Annotated in this window: 18 protein-coding genes; 15 read left to right on the top strand and 3 right to left on the bottom strand. The window is 50.8% G+C overall.

The window, feature by feature from the left end; all coding sequences use genetic code 11:
* From HMPREF2596_RS04245 to HMPREF2596_RS04225, 5 genes are all read left to right on the top strand, one after another.
* A complete protein-coding gene (locus HMPREF2596_RS04245) occupies window positions 1-249 on the top strand; it encodes an acyl carrier protein (RefSeq protein WP_003680823.1) in 249 nt (82 codons plus the stop codon).
* Between the two features lie 72 nt (window positions 250-321).
* Complete coding sequence (locus HMPREF2596_RS04240; RefSeq protein ID WP_070849836.1) at window positions 322-861, top strand: COG4648 family protein; 540 nt, start codon at window positions 322-324, stop codon at window positions 859-861.
* A 39-nt stretch (window positions 862-900) separates the two neighbouring features.
* Window positions 901-1,245 carry a hypothetical protein gene (locus HMPREF2596_RS11575; RefSeq protein WP_283140402.1) on the top strand — a complete coding sequence of 115 codons (345 nt, stop codon included), beginning with the start codon at window positions 901-903 and terminating at the stop codon, window positions 1,243-1,245.
* Between the two features lie 454 nt (window positions 1,246-1,699).
* The gene (locus HMPREF2596_RS04230) at window positions 1,700-3,403 is read left to right on the top strand and encodes an ApeI family dehydratase (RefSeq protein ID WP_070849835.1); all 1,704 of its coding nucleotides are present in this window, start codon (window positions 1,700-1,702) and stop codon (window positions 3,401-3,403) included.
* 36 nt (window positions 3,404-3,439) lie between these two features.
* Entirely contained in the window at window positions 3,440-4,528 is a 1,089-nt protein-coding gene (locus HMPREF2596_RS04225) for a FlxJ family methyltransferase (RefSeq protein ID WP_070849834.1), read from the top strand.
* Window positions 4,529-4,619: 91 nt separating this feature from the next.
* Here the strand turns inward: HMPREF2596_RS04225 and HMPREF2596_RS04220 are convergent, their stop codons facing one another.
* On the bottom strand, window positions 4,620-5,276 hold the full coding sequence (locus HMPREF2596_RS04220) for a cytochrome b/b6 domain-containing protein (RefSeq protein ID WP_070849832.1): 657 nt from the start codon (window positions 5,274-5,276) through the stop codon (window positions 4,620-4,622).
* A gap of 53 nt (window positions 5,277-5,329) precedes the next feature.
* Between HMPREF2596_RS04220 and HMPREF2596_RS04215 the strand changes: the two genes are divergently transcribed.
* The gene (locus HMPREF2596_RS04215) at window positions 5,330-6,211 is read left to right on the top strand and encodes an NAD(P)H-hydrate dehydratase (RefSeq protein ID WP_070849830.1); all 882 of its coding nucleotides are present in this window, start codon (window positions 5,330-5,332) and stop codon (window positions 6,209-6,211) included.
* Between the two features lie 150 nt (window positions 6,212-6,361).
* A complete protein-coding gene (locus HMPREF2596_RS04210) occupies window positions 6,362-7,309 on the top strand; it encodes a bile acid:sodium symporter family protein (RefSeq protein ID WP_070849828.1) in 948 nt (315 codons plus the stop codon).
* Between the two features lie 97 nt (window positions 7,310-7,406).
* On the opposite strand, the gene HMPREF2596_RS04205 is transcribed toward HMPREF2596_RS04210, so the two are convergent.
* Window positions 7,407-7,970, bottom strand: a complete 564-nt coding sequence (locus HMPREF2596_RS04205; protein WP_070585678.1) for a YceI family protein — start codon at window positions 7,968-7,970, stop codon at window positions 7,407-7,409.
* A gap of 278 nt (window positions 7,971-8,248) precedes the next feature.
* Here HMPREF2596_RS04205 and ilvD point away from each other — a divergent pair, with 278 nt between their 5' ends.
* The 7 genes from ilvD (at window position 8,249) to ubiE (ending at window position 13,563) form a co-directional block, all read left to right on the top strand.
* Window positions 8,249-10,108 carry a dihydroxy-acid dehydratase gene (gene ilvD, locus HMPREF2596_RS04200; protein WP_070615262.1) on the top strand — a complete coding sequence of 620 codons (1,860 nt, stop codon included), beginning with the start codon at window positions 8,249-8,251 and terminating at the stop codon, window positions 10,106-10,108.
* Between the two features lie 69 nt (window positions 10,109-10,177).
* On the top strand, window positions 10,178-10,309 hold the full coding sequence (locus HMPREF2596_RS11570) for a hypothetical protein (RefSeq protein ID WP_256388404.1): 132 nt from the start codon (window positions 10,178-10,180) through the stop codon (window positions 10,307-10,309).
* Window positions 10,310-10,377: 68 nt separating this feature from the next.
* Window positions 10,378-11,667, top strand: a complete 1,290-nt coding sequence (locus HMPREF2596_RS04195) for a CAP domain-containing protein (protein ID WP_070849826.1) — start codon at window positions 10,378-10,380, stop codon at window positions 11,665-11,667.
* Window positions 11,668-11,743: 76 nt separating this feature from the next.
* A complete protein-coding gene (locus HMPREF2596_RS04190) occupies window positions 11,744-11,977 on the top strand; it encodes a hypothetical protein (protein WP_003679719.1) in 234 nt (77 codons plus the stop codon).
* A 1-nt stretch (window position 11,978) separates the two neighbouring features.
* Complete coding sequence (locus HMPREF2596_RS04185) at window positions 11,979-12,410, top strand: gamma-butyrobetaine hydroxylase family protein (protein ID WP_003746392.1); 432 nt, start codon at window positions 11,979-11,981, stop codon at window positions 12,408-12,410.
* The gene (locus HMPREF2596_RS04180) at window positions 12,389-12,796 is read left to right on the top strand and encodes an MBL fold metallo-hydrolase (RefSeq protein ID WP_283140401.1); all 408 of its coding nucleotides are present in this window, start codon (window positions 12,389-12,391) and stop codon (window positions 12,794-12,796) included. The genes HMPREF2596_RS04185 and HMPREF2596_RS04180 overlap by 22 nt, the downstream gene beginning before the upstream one ends.
* A gap of 29 nt (window positions 12,797-12,825) precedes the next feature.
* A complete protein-coding gene (gene ubiE, locus HMPREF2596_RS04175) occupies window positions 12,826-13,563 on the top strand; it encodes a bifunctional demethylmenaquinone methyltransferase/2-methoxy-6-polyprenyl-1,4-benzoquinol methylase UbiE (protein ID WP_003746386.1) in 738 nt (245 codons plus the stop codon).
* A 166-nt stretch (window positions 13,564-13,729) separates the two neighbouring features.
* On the opposite strand, the gene HMPREF2596_RS04170 is transcribed toward ubiE, so the two are convergent.
* A complete protein-coding gene (locus tag HMPREF2596_RS04170; RefSeq protein ID WP_070849824.1) occupies window positions 13,730-14,860 on the bottom strand; it encodes a polyamine ABC transporter substrate-binding protein in 1,131 nt (376 codons plus the stop codon).
* Window positions 14,861-15,111: 251 nt separating this feature from the next.
* On the opposite strand from HMPREF2596_RS04170, the gene alaS reads away from it, so the two are divergent.
* Window positions 15,112-18,066 (top strand): alanine--tRNA ligase, encoded by a 2,955-nt coding sequence (alaS, locus tag HMPREF2596_RS04165; RefSeq protein ID WP_070849822.1) that lies wholly within the window; start codon window positions 15,112-15,114, stop codon window positions 18,064-18,066.
* Window positions 18,067-18,152: the final 86 nt, after the last annotated feature.

Raw genomic sequence — 18,152 nt, 5'->3', positions numbered from 1 at the left:
ATGACCGAACAAGAAGTACGCACCCTGCTGACCGATGCACTGGTTAACCTGTTTGAAATCGAACCGGAACGCATCAAACCCGAAACCAACCTCTACGAAGATTTGGAAATCGACAGCATCGATGCCATCGACCTTATCGACCACATCAAACGCGAAACCGGCCGCAAACTGCAAGCCGAAGACTTCCGCAATGTGCGTACCGTAGAAGACGTGGTTCAAGCGGTTTTGAAAGTACAACAAGATTCCTGATTTTGCTTTGAATCAGCATATTTTCAGACGGCCTTGTCAATCCGCAAGGCCGTCTGAAAATCAATCGCAACCATGAAAATATTAGGAAAACTCCTACTGACCCTTGCCAGCCTCGCGTATCCGCTCCTATGGTATTACGGTAGGGAAAACGGCGCATTTTTCTGGCTTGCCGCGGCCATGTGTGTGTTATGGCTGATACGCGCCGCCATGCCGCAAACCACAGCACAACGCATTACGGCCATTATCCTTGCCGCCTTTTTTGCGGCGGTACTGGTTTTCAGACGGCCCGACTCGATGTATTGGTATCCCGTCGCCATCAACGCGCTGATGCTTGCCGTTTTCGGCGGCAGCCTGTTTGCCAAACAAACGGTTATCGAACGCCTCGCCCGACTGCAACACCCCGACCTGCCGCCCGAAGGCGTGCGCCACACCCGGCGCGTTACGCAAATCTGGTGCGCGTTCTTTATCTTAAACGGCGCAACCGCCGCCATTTTGGCAGGCTTGCAATATTACGATTGGTGGGCAGCTTATACAGGCATTGTGTCGTATGTGTTAATGGGAATCTTATTTGCCGGAGAGTGGATTTATCGGAAATTGGTTTTGAAGGTTTAATCCATTAAAAATATTTCATCAATTAGACGAATAACCATAATGAAAAAAATCATCCTACTCACCCTGATTTCCTTCACATTTACCGCATGCTCTTCGACGTCTAAAACGCCTTTATCCCCTGAAGAAAAGGCGGAAGCCGAATACAAGAAAAATTATACGGAAGTTGCCAGCCACACCATCAAAACGCGCTCGGGAAACCTGACCGTCATTGACAGAATACACAATCGTTATTCTGACGATACTACAACCAGCAGCATGAATTTGATGATTATTCGGAAATCCAATACGGTAAAAGCAAGGTCGGAAATCCAATACGGTAAAAGCAAGGGCTGCACAAACAGCCGTATTTACAGCAACTTTTGCATTATTCATTCTTGCCGGTAGTAGCGGTCATATTGGATATGAAGGCCCTGACCTGCTGGGCAAACACAATTTAAGCGGGAAGCCCATTAAACCGAATTTTGCGAATCCCGTTTTTGAACAATTTTCCCCCAAAGTTCGCGATTGGGCGGCAAAATGGTCATTTAAAGGCAATAGTGCCAATAAAAAACTATTTGTCCAACCGGGTCGTTTCTATTTGGTTTATGAAAAATTCAATAGACGAGACCGATTCTTTCTGAACAATGAAGTCAGCCTTTTGGTAGACGGACAAAGCGGCAAAACCGATCGCTTACTCCATTGCTTCAAAAGAAGTGAAAGCCATTCATTGGAAGAGTGGCAGGCAAATGATTACGAATTGGTACGCCAAACGACAAACAAACAATACGATGAATGCTTGGCACAAATCAAAGAAGAAACCAAGGCAAATACATCGAAATTATAAAACCTTAGAACCATCATGCACCTAACCCGAATCCTATCCCCCGAACTACCTCAACACGACCTTATCGCCACCCATCCGAATTGGACGCGTGCTGATTTCAACCGTGCGGTTTTCCATCTGTCAGGCCGTCTGAAACAGGCAGGCGTGCAAACGGCCGCGTTGTGGTTTGACGATGCCGCGCTGTTTGCCTGTGCCGTGTTGGCAGTGTGGCATTCGGGCGGAAAGGTTTTATTGTTGCCCAATTTGGCGCAAGACAATTTGGAATGGGGGAAAACGGCAGAAGTATTTTTAACGGATTCAACAGATAAAAAGCTGTCTTCAGACGGCCTGAACGTCTGGCACTTGCCTGATGTATTGACTCAAACAGAATCGGAAGGACTGAGCACCTATCCTGAAAACTATCTGATTCCCGACCATGCCGAAGCATGGCTGAAAACATCAGGTTCCAGTGGCGAAGCGCAGATTATTGTGAAAACCGCCGCGCAAATGCAGGCAGAAGCCCTGACTTTGGCAAATACGCTGCCATTTGGACAACACGGTGAAACCGTGATCGGCAGCGTGATTCCGCAACATCTTTACGGCTTCACGTTCCGCTTCGCACTCGCGCTGACAATGGGTTGGACTATGGAACGACAGCAGGCGGTTTATCCGGAAAACCTGCTTTCCAGCACGGCCGCGCATGATAAAGTGGTTTGGATTGCCAGCCCGGCCGTACTCAACCGCTTGGGCGAAAACCGTAACTGGCAAAGTATCGGCCATAAAATTGCAGGCATTGTCTCGGCCGGCGGCGCATTGCCCGCAGCCACGGCAGATTTGCTGCAACAGGCTGCCGTCCGCCCGTTTGAAGTCTATGGCAGTACCGAAACCGGCGTGATTGCCTCACGTTGCGAACGCCAAGAATGGCAGTCTTTCGAAGGCGTGGAAATCGGGCAAAATGAAGAAGGCGCACTTTGGGCTTCTTCGCCTTGGTCGCCCGAACGCCGTCAAACAGCCGATTTGATCGAGCCTCAAGATGACGGTTTTCTGTTACTCGGTCGCCAAGACCGTATTATTAAGTTTGAGGACAAACGCGTGTCGCTGATCCAAATCGAACACGAACTTTTACAACACCCTTGGATTACCGACGCCCACTGCGGCCGTCATCCGCAACACCAACGCATTGCCATATGGGCGGCCTTGAACGCAGACGGTATCGCCGCCTTGCGCGAGAAAGGCCGCGCTGCGGTCACCGATACGCTCAAACGCCACCTGGCCGCCACGCAGGACACCATCGCCCTGCCGCGTTACTGGCGTTTTACCGACAGCCTGCCGCGCAACGCCCAAGCCAAAATCGCTGCGGCGGATTTTCAGACGGCCTTTACCGTTGCCCAAACTTCGCCCGTTTGGTCGAAAACATCATCTGACGATGAAACCAATACCGAAACCTTCATCGGCCGCGTGCCTTTGGATTTGGTTTATTTCGGCGGCCATTTTGCCACCTTCCCGCTGGTTCCCGGCGTGGTAGAGCTGCAATGGGTGCGCAACCTGATCGCGCCTCAGCCATGGGGCAAACAACGCATCATCCGCATCGAAAATCTAAAATATCAGCAGTTTATCCGTCCTCATGATGAAGTGTCGGTAGAGCTGAAATACGATAAAGGCAAAAACAAACTGAGCTTTAAAATCAACAACGGAGAGCATCCGTGTGCATCAGGACGGATTGTGTTTGAGGCCGTCTGAATATACTTATTAACTTTTTAGTGGAAAACCAACAATATGCAACTCTTCCCCGCCCTAGAACAACGCTACTCCCACGAACACCAGTCCGCAGGCGAGGCTCAACGTCTGGCTCAAGAAATCGCTTTTGCACCGATTGTGTTCCAAGTTTCCCGCCTGATGGTGAAATTTGGCATTCTGGACCTGCTGAACGACCATCCAGACGGCCTCACTCAAGCCGAAATCGCTGAAAAAGCGAAAATCAGCAACTACGCAACACAAGTCCTGCTGGAAGCTTCGCTGTCTATCGGCACTGTCTTGACTCGCGACAACCGCTATTTCATCAGCAAGGCCGGTTGGTTTGTCCTCAAAGACAAAATGGCCCGCGTCAATATGGATTTCACACAGGAAATCTGCTACCTAGGCATGTTTGATTTGGAAAAAACCCTGCAAACCGGCAAGCCCGAAGGCCTGAAAGTATTCGGCGACTGGCCGACCATTTACGAAGGCTTGTCTTCATTGCCAAGCGTCGCGCAGGAAAAATGGTTTGCATTCGACCATTATTATTCCGACAACTCCTTCGCCGAAGCGCTCAACACCGTGTTCGCCAAACCGGTTAAAAAACTGCTTGATGTCGGCGGCAATACCGGCCGTTGGGCGGAGCAATGCGTCAACCACAATGCCGAAGTCGAAGTAACCATCATGGATCTGCCGCAACAAATCGGCTTGATGCGCGAAGCGACCAAAGGCAAAAACGGCGCAGACCGTATCCACGCCCATCCGGCCAACCTGCTTGATCCTGAGATTCCGTTCCCGACCGGTTTTGACGCGATTTGGATGAGCCAATTCCTGGACTGTTTCACCGAAGAACAAGCCACCAGCATTCTTCAACGCGCCGCCGCGTCCATGAGCGAAAACACCAGCCTCTACATCATGGAGCCTTTCTGGGACAGACAACGATACGAAACCGCCGCCTACTGCCTGACCATGACCAGCCTGTATTTCACTGCCATGGCCAACGGCAACAGCAAAATCTTCCATTCTGAAGACCTGATCCGTTGCGTTGAAAAAGCCGGATTGAAAGTAGCGGAAATTTCAGACGGCATCGGCCGCGGCCACAGCATCCTGCGCTGCGTTAAGGCCGTCTGAACATCATCTTTTAAACCCTAAAAAGTAACCGACCCCAACAGCCATTGCAGCTATCAGGGTCGGTTTGTTTTTGGGTATCCGCCTTAAAACATCAGCCGCGCAACATCCATACTGCGCACACTAACGCAATCGCTACCGACAAAGCAGCAAGCAGTTGTCCCATTCCGGCCAATTTAGGCTGCCGGGCATCGATGGTTTTAAAGCCGCTTATCATCGGCGTAATCAAATCCTGTTTTTTCACAAAGCGATACAGCAAAACAGCCGCAATATGTACGCCCGCCAAAACAGCTAAGACATTAAAGAAATTGACATGGATTTTTCGCGCCTGCGTACCGGCGTGTTCGCTGACCAAATGATTCAAAAAGCCGGAATTGGTAAACGTATTTTCATCGGCGGCAAATAAGCCTGTGGCCGTCTGAAAAACCAAGGTGGCCAATAAGGCGATGACCATCAGCGCGCCCAAAGGATTGTGGCCGACGAATTCGTTTTCAGACATTTGGCCTTGCGTGTAGCGGCGGATTTCGGAAAACGGACGCACGAATCGGCTGAATTTTGCCGTATCGCTGCCCCATATCCCCCAACACAAGCGAAAAGCCACCAACGCAAGCATCAACAAACCGCCGCGCAAGTGCCATACCAGCATATCGCCGCCCCGGGTGGCGCTGTACCACATAAAACCCATCAATAACACCAAGAGCCAATGGAACAGGCGCGTAGGTGCGTCCCAAACTTTTATTTTTTGCTTCATTACCTTTTACTTTCTGATTTAAAATTAAATTTCTTATCTTGGAAGGTTACGCCATGCAGCCCATCTACACGCTTCCCGAATCGCTTCAAGCTTTTCAGACGGCCTTAGCATTTCCCGACGTATTCCGCCCCCGCGCCCAAGAATCGCACAAAGGCACATATGGCACGCTTGCCATTATCGGCGGCGCAACGGGAATGAGCGGTGCGGTAGTTTTGGCAGCCACAGCCGCGATGTATCAAGGGTGCGGCAAGGTTTGGGCGGGTTTCAACCAAGCCGCGCTGCCTTTTGCCATCATTCCCGAACGCCCTGAAATTATACTCGCCACTGCGGCCCAACTGATAGAGCGCAACGATGTCAGCGCACGGGTAATCGGCTGCGGCTTTGGTTTGGACGGATTATCAGAGCAGCTGCTGCCCCAAATCCTGTCTACACACCATGACCAGCCTTTATTGCTCGATGCAGATGCTTTGACACTGCTTGCCCGTTCTCCCGAATTAGCCGAACGCCTCAAATCGTACAAACATATCGTCCTGACACCCCATCCGGCCGAAGCCGCCCGCCTACTCGGTACCGATACCCAATCAGTTCAAGCCGACAGACAGAAAGCCGTAACCGAAATCAGCCGTAAATATGGCGCAACTGTCGTATTGAAAGGCCATCATACATTAGTCGCCGCAACTGACGGCATGGTCTATACTAACACCAGCGGCAACGCCGGTTTGGCCACCGCCGGCAGCGGCGATGTCTTAAGCGGTATGATCGGCAGCCTGCTGGCACAAGGCATTCCGGCATTCCAGGCCGCTTGTGCCGGCGTTTGGCTGCATGGCGCGGCAGCCGATGTCATCAAACACAGCAGCCAAATCGAAACCGGCATGCTCGCCGGAGAAATCGCACCTACCGCCCGATGGCTGCGCAATATTTTATCAAAAGAGTAATACCGTCTATATCATAAATACAAATTGCAGGCCGTCTGAAAATCAATCTCTATTTTCAGACGGCCTGGTTTATTTTTAAGTCATTTTGCAAATTAAGGTTAAGACGTGTATCCTTGACTTCCCTTAAAAACAACTTCACAACATATTATCATGAGTATCCTCAATAAAATCAGTAACTTTATTGGAAAAACATTTTCCCTTTGGGCGGCGCTCTTTGCCGGCATCGCTTTTTCCGCACCCGACACCTTCAAATGGGTCGGCCCTTACATTCCTTGGCTTCTGGGCATCATCATGTTCGGTATGGGCTTGACGCTCAAACCTTCCGACTTCGATATTTTGTTCAAACGCCCCAAAGCCGTCATCATCGGCGTGATTGCACAATTCGCCATCATGCCGGCAACTGCCTATCTGCTGGCCAAGCTGTTGAACCTGCCTGCCGAAATCGCAGTCGGTGTGATTTTGGTCGGCTGCTGCCCGGGCGGTACGGCTTCCAATGTAATGACTTATCTGGCGCGCGGCAATGTGGCTTTGTCGGTTGCCGTTACATCGGTTTCCACCCTGATTTCTCCATTGCTGACCCCCGCTATCTTCCTGATGCTTGCCGGTGAAATGCTGGAAATCCAAGCGGGCAGTATGTTGATGTCCATCGTCAAAATGGTTTTATTCCCCATCGTTTTGGGCTTGATTGTCCATAAAGTCTTGGGCAACAAAACTGAAAAACTGACCGACGCGCTGCCGCTGGTTTCCGTTGCCGCCATCGTGCTGATTATCGGCGCGGTCGTCGGTGCCAGCAAAGGCAAAATTATTGAAAGCGGCCTGCTGATTTTCGCGGTTGTCGTACTCCACAACGGCATCGGCTATCTGCTCGGCTTCTTTGCCGCCAAATGGACCGGCCTGCCTTATGATGCACAAAAAACGCTGGCCATCGAAGTCGGTATGCAAAACTCAGGCTTAGGCGCCGCGCTTGCCGCCGCACACTTTGCCGCCGCGCCGGTCGTTGCCGTTCCCAGCGCATTGTTCAGCGTGTGGCACAATATCTCCGGCTCGCTTCTGGCAACTTATTGGGCAGCCAAAGCCGATAAAAATAACGAATCCTAAACACCTTTAATCATCAGGCCGTCTGAACAGGCATAAACGAAATCAACGATTTCTGCCTAAGCTGTTCAGACGGCCTTTATTTTAAAATCAAGCAGGATTATTGTTTGGCTGCCTCGATTTGGATATTGATGTTTACTTTTTTGCTCATGCCGGCACTTACCAGATAATCCAAGCCCCATTTGGTACGGTCGATGGTAGTGCTGAAGTCGCCGCCGCACACTTCTGCTTTTAACATCGGGCTTTGGTAGCAGTTGAATTTGTCGGCTTTGAGTTTCACCGGCGCAGTTTTGCCGTTCATGGTCAGATTACCGTCAACGGAAAGCAGTTTTTTGCCGTTGAAATTGAATTTGGTGGAGACAAAACGGATTTCAGGGTATTTGTCCGCATTGAAAATATCGGCAGATTTCAAGTGTTGGGTAAAGTGGTCAGAACCGGTTTGCAGTTTGGACAAAGGCAATACGATATCGATAGAACCTTGACGTTTGGCACGGTCAAATTCCAAATTGCCGGTCAAACCATAAATACCGCCGACGTTGGTGCTGGTGTTGAAATGGTCGATAGCAAAGCGGGCATTGGCATGAAATTCGTCCACTTTATAAACAGCGGCAGACGCAGCGGAAGCCAACATGGCCGAACACAATGCAAACATGATTTTTTTCATCGTCTTATCCTTAGAAATGTGAGAAGTTCCCTATCATATCACTTTTTGATGCCAACATCTTTTGCAAATGAGAAAGATAACGTTTCATCCTAAGAAAACTTCAGGCCGTCTGAACGAGAGGACCGCAAATTCAGGTGAAGCAAACACAGTTTAGTTTTATTACAAAATAGCGTGCTTCATTGCTCGTAATTGGTATAAAATACCGAGTTATTTCTACAACGGGCCGCCAAACTACCAGCCTATTTCAGACGGCCTCAGCATAAAACAAAGGAACAAAAATGCCTGAATACCGCTCCAAAACCTCTACCCACGGCCGCAATATGGCAGGCGCGCGCGCATTGTGGCGTGCGACCGGCGTCATGGAAACCGACTTCGGCAAACCGATTATCGCCATTGCCAACTCCTTCACCCAATTCGTCCCAGGCCATGTGCACCTGCACAATATGGGCCAACTGGTTGCCCGTGAAATCGAAAAAGCCGGCGGCATTGCCAAAGAATTCAACACCATCGCCATTGACGACGGTATCGCCATGGGCCACAGCGGTATGCTCTACTCCCTGCCCAGCCGCGACCTGATTGCCGACTCCATCGAATACATGGTCAACGCCCACTGCGCCGACGCGCTGGTGTGCATTTCCAACTGCGACAAAATCACCCCGGGAATGCTGATTGCCGCCATGCGCCTGAACATTCCGACCATCTTCGTTTCCGGCGGCCCGATGGAAGCCGGTAAAGTTATCGGCGTGGCCAATATTCAACCCGAACGCCGCTTAGACTTGATTGATGCCATGATCGAATCGGCTGATGACAATATCAGCGACAAACAAGTCGAAGAAGTCGAGCAAAACGCCTGCCCGACTTGCGGCTCCTGCTCCGGTATGTTTACCGCCAACTCTATGAACTGCCTGACCGAAGCACTCGGCCTTTCCCTGCCGGGCAACGGTTCTTATCTGGCTACCCACGCAGGCCGCAAAGAATTGTTCCTCGAAGCCGGCCGCATGATTGTCGAAATCACCAAACGCTACTACGAGCAAGACGACGAAACCGTGTTGCCACGCAGCATTGCCACCAAAAAAGCGTTTGAAAACGCCATGACCATGGACATCGCCATGGGCGGCTCTACCAATACCATTCTGCACCTGTTGGCCGTTGCCAACGAAGCCGGTGTCGATTTCAAAATGGCCGACATCGACCGCTTAAGCCGCGTTGTACCTTGCATCTGCAAAACCGCGCCAAACAACCACGACTACTACATGGAAGACGTGCACCGCGCAGGCGGCATTTTCGCCATCCTGAAAGAATTGGACAAAGCAGGCAAACTGCACACCGACGTGTACACCATCCACGCGCCGACGCTGAAAGACGCGATTGAAAAATGGGACGTGACCAACCCTGAAAACACCCATGCCATCGAGCGTTTCAAAGCCGCTCCCGGCGGCGTGCGCACTACTCAGGCGTTCTCACAAAACCGTATGTGGAAAACCCTCGACCTCGACCGCGAAAAAGGTTGTATCCGCGATGTCGAACATGCCTACTCGCAAGACGGCGGCTTGGCAGTATTGTTCGGCAATATCGCAGAACGCGGTTGCGTGGTAAAAACCGCAGGCGTGGACGAGAGCATCCTCAAATTTACCGGCCGCGCCCGCGTGTTTGAAAGCCAAGAAGACGCAGTCGAAGGCATTTTGGGCAACCAAATCGTCGCCGGCGACATCGTCATCATCCGCTACGAAGGCCCTAAAGGCGGCCCGGGCATGCAAGAAATGCTCTACCCGACTTCTTACCTGAAATCCAAAGGTTTGGGCAAAGAATGCGCCCTCCTGACCGACGGCCGCTTCTCCGGCGGTACTTCCGGCCTGTCCATCGGCCACGCTTCGCCTGAAGCGGCAGAAGGCGGCGCCATCGGTTTGGTACACGAAGGCGACACCATCGAAATCGACATTCCAAACCGCAGCATCCACCTTGTCATTTCCGATGAAGAGCTTGCCGCACGCCGTGCCGAAATGGAAGCACGCGGCAGCAAAGCATGGAAACCGGAAAACCGCGACCGTTACGTCTCCGCAGCCCTGCGTGCCTACGGCGCGATGGCGACTTCCGCCGACAAAGGCGCAGTACGCGACGTATCGCAAATCGAACGTTAATTAACCTGACTTTAAGGCCGTCTGAACGCTTCCAAGTGTTTCAGACGGCCTTCATTCAAACGGACAAATATGGACAAATTCATTTTAGCGATGATCGGCATGGCCATTGCCCTGTTGATTATTATTGGCGGCGGATTTATCGCTGTCGAATATTTCAAATCCCACCCTGAAGCATTCCAAGTCAAGCCGCTATCAAAATAATCATTCAGCGGCATGAGTCTCAAGGGGAAAGAGCCGCAACTCAAGGCCGTCTGAACGCAGTACATATAATGAAACATATTCTTTACTGGCTGGGCGGTTTTGCCATCGCCCTCGGCATATTCCAATACTACGAAACACATCGCTATTCCGAAGACCAGCTCATCTACGCCCAACCGCCGCAAAATCGTACTACCGTTGCCGATTTTGACGCCTTGGCGTATTTAAACTTCCTCCGCGCCTCAGCCAATCTGCCCGCACTGGCGCACTCGGCCACTCTCGAACGCGCCGCGCGCAATCATGCCCGCTATCTGCTGCAAAACCCTGACGACGGACATGACGAACACAATACACGCAATCCCTTTTACACAGGCCCACGCCCATCCGACCGCACGCGCAAAGCCGGTTATGCCTATAAAGGCGTGCACGAAAACGTCAGTACCGGCCAGCACCCACCAAACGAAAAAATCAACGACCACCTACCTGCCCAACATCAGCTGGACAACCTGATGACAGCGATTTACCACCGTTTCTCCTTGCTCGATCAAAATATCGACGAGGCCGGTGCGGCGTTTGAATCTCAAGGCAAACAAATCGCGTTGAGCATCAATCAGGGCGACAGCAGATTCAACAGCCTCTGCCAAAAAAACCGCCCTTTATCCGACCTCAGCCGCTCGTTTTATCAAGATGCCTGTCATGGTCATGCCATTGTTTATGCAGATGAAATCTCCAACCGCAAATTCCGGCCTTACATCACCTATCCGCAAGGCAACTTCGCCTTGCCGGTTTTCCACGGCGAGCGTCCCGACCCTATGCCGCATTATGAAATGACAGGCAATCCGGTCAGCATCGCGTTCTCAGAACAATCGCCCCCGGTCAAAATGCGTTCGTTCAAACTGTATCAGGACAAAAAAGAAATCAGAGACGTCAAAATCTTAGATAAAGATAATGACCCAAACCGCCTCCTGACCGACCGCCAATTTGCGCTGTTTCCTTTACAGCCCTTGGAATACGATACCGACTACCGTGCCGTGTTCGAATACCGTCAAAACGGAAAAAACAGAACGACCGAATGGACATTCAGCACGCAAAAACCCGATTATCCTTACTTCATCGTCAAAGGCGGCGAAACGCTGGCCATCGAATCCGGACAAAAATATTTTATCCATTGGCAGGATTTTTGGTGCTTGAAACAATGCGAACGCTACAACTACCGCATGAACCGCGACACCCAACTCGACATTATCGAGCGGCAGGCCGGCGGTATCATTATCCGTGTCAACGGAAGCAAAGGCAGCAGCATCCGCTTAATGCCCGAAGGCGAAGACAGGCGCGCCATTACGCTTTATTTATGGAAATAAAGCCGTTTTCAGACGGCATGAAGCACCAAAAAACTGATAAAATACCGCCTCATCACCCTACGGCAAGCCATCCAATATGACCAAACATCCGCAAACAGCAGCCAATACCCGCTATGCCTTTGCCAGCATTGCCGCCATGTTGGCCGCGTTTTTACTGTTCGTTGCCGTGATGTTGCTGCCCTTGGGGCTGACGGCGGACACACAAGTGAGCCTGATACGGTTTTCACTCTACGCAATCGTGCTGTTTGCTGTACTTGGCGGTATTTTTTCTGTACGCGTTGCCTATTTGCGTAAAAAGAACGGAGCATGACATGACCCAAGCCGATAAAATTCCACAAGAAATCCGCCTCCAAAAAGAACGGCGCGTACTGACTTTGGTCTATGTTGACGGTGCCAAGAGCCTTCCTGCCGAATACCTGCGCGTGTACTCGCCCAGCGCGGAAGTGCGCGGACACGGTGCCGGTCAAGATGTATTGCAAACAGGCAAAGCCGAAGTCAGCATTACCGATTTAGACCCCGTTGGTCAATACGCATTGAAAATTACTTTTTCAGACGGCCACGACAGCGGCCTTTACGACTGGGACTATCTCTACCGACTGGCGCACAATCAAGATGCGCTTTGGCAAGACTATCTCGACCGCCTCGAAAAAGCCGGTGCGTCTAGAACGCCAAGTGCCGAAGATTTAAAACCCAAGCACACGCATTCCTGCGGTAGCGGCGGTTGCGGCGGAAAGGCCGTCTGAAAAAAGGCGAGACCGTAAGCTTGGATGACGGAAGGACTATTGACGGCAAAGCGTTCCTCTCTCCGCCCAAAAAAGGCCGAAAAGTGGCCATCTTCGGCGATACCCAAGCCCGTCCGCAGGCAGTGTGCGTCGCGCAAAACGCAGACGTTTTGGCGCATGAAGCAACCTTTACGGCAGGCGATGAAGAGACAGCGGAACGAGTGTTCCATTCAACCGTAGCCGATGCCGCCAAGCTGGCTTTGCAGGCCAATGTGCAACAACTTTACCTGACCCACATCAGCGCACGTTATACCGAAGAAGAACAACGCCTGATGCTGGAGCGGCAGGCACAAACTATATTTCCCGCGTCGAAAGTGGTTGGCGATTTCGACGTATTCGATACCTGAATCCGTATTATTTTAAGAAGGCAGACACTATGAGCGACCACAAAACCCATTTCGGCTTCACTACCGTTGACGAAGACGAAAAAGCAGGCAAAGTTGCCGAAGTCTTCCACTCCGTGGCAAAAAACTACGACATTATGAATGACGTAATGTCCGGCGGTCTGCACCGTGTTTGGAAACATTTCACCATCAATACCGCCCGCCTGAAAAAAGGCGACAAAGTATTGGATATCGCCGGCGGTACTGGCGATTTGTCCCGAGGCTGGGCGAAACGTGTGGGCAAAGAAGGCGAAGTTTGGCTGACAGACATCAACTCCTCCATGCTGACGGTCGGCCGCGACCGCCTGCTCAACGAAGGCATGATTCTGCCCGTATCGTTGGCAGACGCTGAAAAATTGCCGTTCCCCGACAACTATTTCAATCTGGTTTCCGTCGCATTCGGCCTGCGCAACATGACGCACAAAGATGCCGCGCTGAAAGAAATGTACCGCGTATTGAAACCGGGCGGCACCCTGCTGGTGTTGGAATTCTCCAAAGTGTACAAACCTTTGGAAGGCGTGTACGACCTCTACTCTTTCAAACTGTTGCCGATTATGGGCAAACTGATTGCCAAAGATGCCGACAGCTACCAATACCTCGCCGAGTCCATCCGTATGCACCCCGACCAAGAAACCTTGAAACAAATGATGCTGGATGCAGGCTTCGACAGCGTGGATTACCACAACATGAGCGCAGGCATCGTCGCCCTGCATAAAGGCGTGAAATTCTAAGGCCGTCTGAAACAAACACAAAGGGCGTGATTGATAGACACGCCCTTTGTTTTTAAACCTTACCCAAGCCAATCTGACACAAACCAAAGGCCGTCTGAACAGCCGTAAAACGAAATCAAGGATTTCGGTTACACCATTCAGACGGCCTTAATATGTTCAAATCAGCTTATTTTCCTGCTTTCACGCTTTGCCATTGGCGGACCATAAATTTCAACGCCGCCGGTTGAATAGGCACCATGATAAAGCTGTTTTTCAAATCCTCGTCAGTCGGGAAAATCGTATTGTCGTTTCTAAACTCTTCATCCATCAGCTCCTGAGCCGGTTTGCTGGACGGCGCATAAGTAACAAAATTGCCGTTTTTCGCCGCAACTTCAGGATCTAAGAAATCATTGATATATGCATGGGCATTGGCCACATGTTTGGCATCTTTCGGAATCACAAACGAATCCACCCAGATCCCCACGCCCTCTTTCGGCATCATCACACGGATTTTTTCCTTGCCGCCCGCTTCTTCGGCACGACGTTTGGCAATGTTCAAATCGCCGCCAAAGCCAATCGTTACGCAAGTATCGCCGCGCGCTAAATCATCGATAAAACCGGACGAAGTAAAACGCTTGATGTACGGACGGTTTTTCTTCAAGACTTCCGTAGCCGCCTTAATATCTGCCGTTTCGCTACTGTTTGGATTTTTACCCATATAGTTCAACACCATAGGATAAATCTCCGCCGCGCTGTCCAAATAGCTGATGCCGCATTGTTTAAGTTTGGACGTGTATTCGGGGTTAAACACCAAATCCCATTGATTGTCCGGTAGTTTGTCCGTACCCAAAGCCTTTTTCACGCGCTCGGTATTGATGGCGAAAGTATTAGTCCCCCAATAAAATGGAACGGCGTATTCGTGATTCGGATCAACGCCTTCCATCAGCTTCATTAATTGTGGATTGAGATTTTTATAGTTGGGAATCAGGGATTTGTCGATTTTCTGATACGCACCTGCCTTAATCTGCCTACCGACAAACGCATTGGAAGGACCCACGATGTCGTAACCCGACTTGCCGGTCAATACCTTGCTCTCCAGCGTTTCATCGCTGTCATATACATCATAAGTTACTGAGATACCGTGTTTTTTCTCAAACGCAGCAACCGTCTCGGGATCGACATATTCCGACCAGTTGTAAATGCTCAATACCTTTTGATTATCAGTTTGCGCCGCCTTGTCGGCAGAAGTTTTGTCCGAGCCGCCGCAGCCGGCCAGCGCCAGCGCAGTCAGTACGATGAGGGGCAGATGTTTGGTCATTATCATTCCTTGCGTATCCGGTTGAAAATAGAGAGGCATTATAAAGCAGGCAAGCCGGGGCGGATAGGCTTCATTGCTAAAAGATATCGACCCGCTTGAGGCCGTCTGAAAGACAGCTTGCCGCCAACTTAAAACCTTTCTGCCGATAGCTTGAAATATGGTTTTGCGGTAAGATAACGCCCATTCGTTTTTAATCTCAACGCGCCGTCCGGGCCGTCTGAAATCTTTGTACAAAATTTTATCGAGACATTATGAAAACCACCGAACTACGCCAAAAATTCCTGAAATTTTTCGAATCTAAAGGCCACACCATCGTCCGCTCTTCCTCGCTCGTGCCACACGACGACCCGACCCTGCTGTTTACCAACGCAGGCATGAACCAATTTAAAGACGTATTCCTCGGCTTTGACAAACGCCCCTACAACCGCGCCACTACCGCGCAAAAATGCGTACGCGCAGGCGGCAAACACAACGACTTGGAAAACGTCGGCTACACCGCCCGCCACCATACCTTCTTTGAAATGATGGGCAACTTCTCCTTCGGCGACTACTTCAAACGCGATGCCATCCACTTCGCTTGGGAATTCCTGACTTCCCCCGAATGGTTGAACATCCCTAAAGAAAAACTGTTGGCGACCGTTTACGCAGAAGACGATGAAGCCTACAACATCTGGCTGAACGAAATCGGCATGTCTGCCGAGCGCATCGTCCGCATCGGCGACAACAAAGGCGCGAAATACGCATCCGACAACTTCTGGCAAATGGGCGACACCGGCCCTTGCGGCCCTTGCTCCGAAATTTTCTACGACCACGGCGAAGAAATCTGGGGCGGCATTCCGGGCAGCCCTGAAGAAGACGGCGACCGCTGGATTGAAATTTGGAACTGCGTATTCATGCAGTTCAACCGCGATGAACAAGGCAATATGAATCCGCTGCCTAAGCCTTCCGTCGATACCGGCATGGGCTTGGAGCGCATGGCGGCCGTCATGCAGCATGTTCACAGCAACTACGAAATCGACCTGTTCCAAGACCTGCTCAAAGCCGTTGCCCGCGAAACCGGCGCAGCTTTCAGCATGGAAGAACCAAGCCTGAAAGTCATCGCCGACCACATCCGCTCCTGCTCGTTCCTGATTGCAGACGGCGTATTGCCTTCCAACGAAGGCCGCGGCTACGTATTGCGCCGCATTATCCGCCGCGCCGTACGTCATGGCTACAAATTGGGTCAAAGCAAACCATTCTTCCACAAACTGGTGGCTGATTTGGTTAAAGAGATGGGCGATGCCTACCCTGAATTGAAAGAAAAACAAGCCCAAATCGAAGAAGCGTTGAAAAACGAAGAAAGCCGTTTCGGTGAAACACTAGAAAAAGGTATGGGCTTGTTCAATAAAGCAATTAACCAATTGTATTTATCAAGTAATTGGAATAGTTTGTCGAAAAGGGCTAAAGCTGTTTCGATAAATGATGTTGATAGTGCTATTTTAAATAATTGGAAGATTGAATATGGTATTGATATCCCTATTGTTAAGTATTCAATTGGAGAACACCCTTTAACCATTGACCAAAATAATGAAATTGGTAAATGTTTTAGAGCTGTACCTATTGATAATGGAAATATTATTGTAGTTTTTAATGACAGCTCATTATTATTATCAAGTGATAACTGGGACAGTCCTGCTGCTAAAAAATATGTAGTAGCCCTTCAAAAATATTTTACTAAAGAGTTGGAATCTTCCCCTTCTGTTTTAAATGGCGAAATCATCTTCAAACTCTACGATACCTACGGATTCCCATACGACTTGACTGCCGACATCTGCCGCGAACGTAATATCGAACTGGACGAAGCAGGCTTCGAGCGCGAAATGGAAGCCCAACGCGCACGCGCACGCGCCGCACAAAGCTTCAAAGCCAACGCCCAACTACCTTATGAAGGTCAGGATACCGAGTTTAAAGGTTATAGCGAACGCCAAACCGAATCTAAAATCCTCGCCCTCTACAAAGACGGCGAGCAAGTTAATGAATTGAACGAAGGCGACGAAGGTGCCGTCGTTATCGACTTTACCCCGTTCTATGCAGAATCCGGCGGTCAAGTCGGCGATGTCGGCTATATCTTCGCAGGCGAAAACCGCTTTGAAGTACGCGATACCCAAAAAATCAAAGCGGCCGTATTCGGTCAATTCGGCGTACAAACTTCAGGCCGTCTGAAAGTCGGCGACAGCGTTACCGCCAAAGTGGATGACGAAATCCGCAATGCCAATATGCGCAACCACAGCGCGACCCACTTGATGCACAAAGCCCTGCGCGATGTATTGGGCGAACACGTTGAACAAAAAGGCTCTTTGGTTACCGCCGAATCCACCCGTTTCGACATTTCCCATCCTCAAGCGATAACTGCTGAAGAAATCGCCGAAGTAGAACGCCGCGTCAACGAAGCCATTTTGGCCAACGTTGCCGTCAACGCAGCCATTATGAGCATGGAAGACGCCCAAAAAACCGGCGCCATGATGCTCTTCGGCGAAAAATACGGCGACGAAGTGCGCGTATTGCAAATGGGCGGTTTCTCTACCGAATTGTGCGGCGGTACACACGTTTCACGCACCGGCGACATCGGCCTCTTCAAAATCATCAGCGAGGGCGGTATTGCCGCAGGCGTGCGCCGTATCGAAGCCATCACCGGCCTGAACGCACTCAAATGGGCGCAAGAGCAAGAGCGTTTGGTTAAAGATATTATTGCCGAAACCAAAGCCCAAACCGAAAAAGACGTACTGGTGAAAATCCAAGCAGGCGCAGCACACGCCAAAGCATTGGAAAAAGAATTGGCACGCGCCAAAGCCGAACTCGCCGTCCACGCAGGCGCCAAACTCTTGGACGATGCAAAAGACCTGGGCGCAGCCAAACTCGTTGCCGCCCAAATCGAAGCCGATGCCGCAGCCCTGCGCGAAATCGTGACCGATTTGACCGGCAAATCAGAACAAGCCATCGTATTGCTCGCCGCAGTCAACGACGGCAAAGTTTCCCTGTGCGCCGGTGTATCCAAACCGTTGACTGGCAAAGTCAAAGCAGGTGATCTGGTCAAATTTGCAGCCGAACAAGTCGGCGGTAAAGGCGGCGGCAGACCGGATTTGGCACAGGCAGGCGGCAGCGATGCGGAGAAACTGCCCGCGATGATTGAGAGTGTGAAAGACTGGGTCGGCGCGAAGCTGGCTTGATGTGGAAAGGCCGTCTGAAACGTGTTTTCAGACGGCCTTTGCCAACTATCTAGCCGTAGGTTGGGTCTCGATCCAACAGATTTTGT

The organism is Neisseria sp. HMSC078C12, from assembly GCF_001838065.1.
Classification (GTDB): Bacteria; Pseudomonadota; Gammaproteobacteria; order Burkholderiales; family Neisseriaceae; genus Neisseria.
The sequence above is the reverse complement of the archived record's forward strand: the minus strand, read 5'-3'. Positions and strand labels throughout refer to the sequence as shown.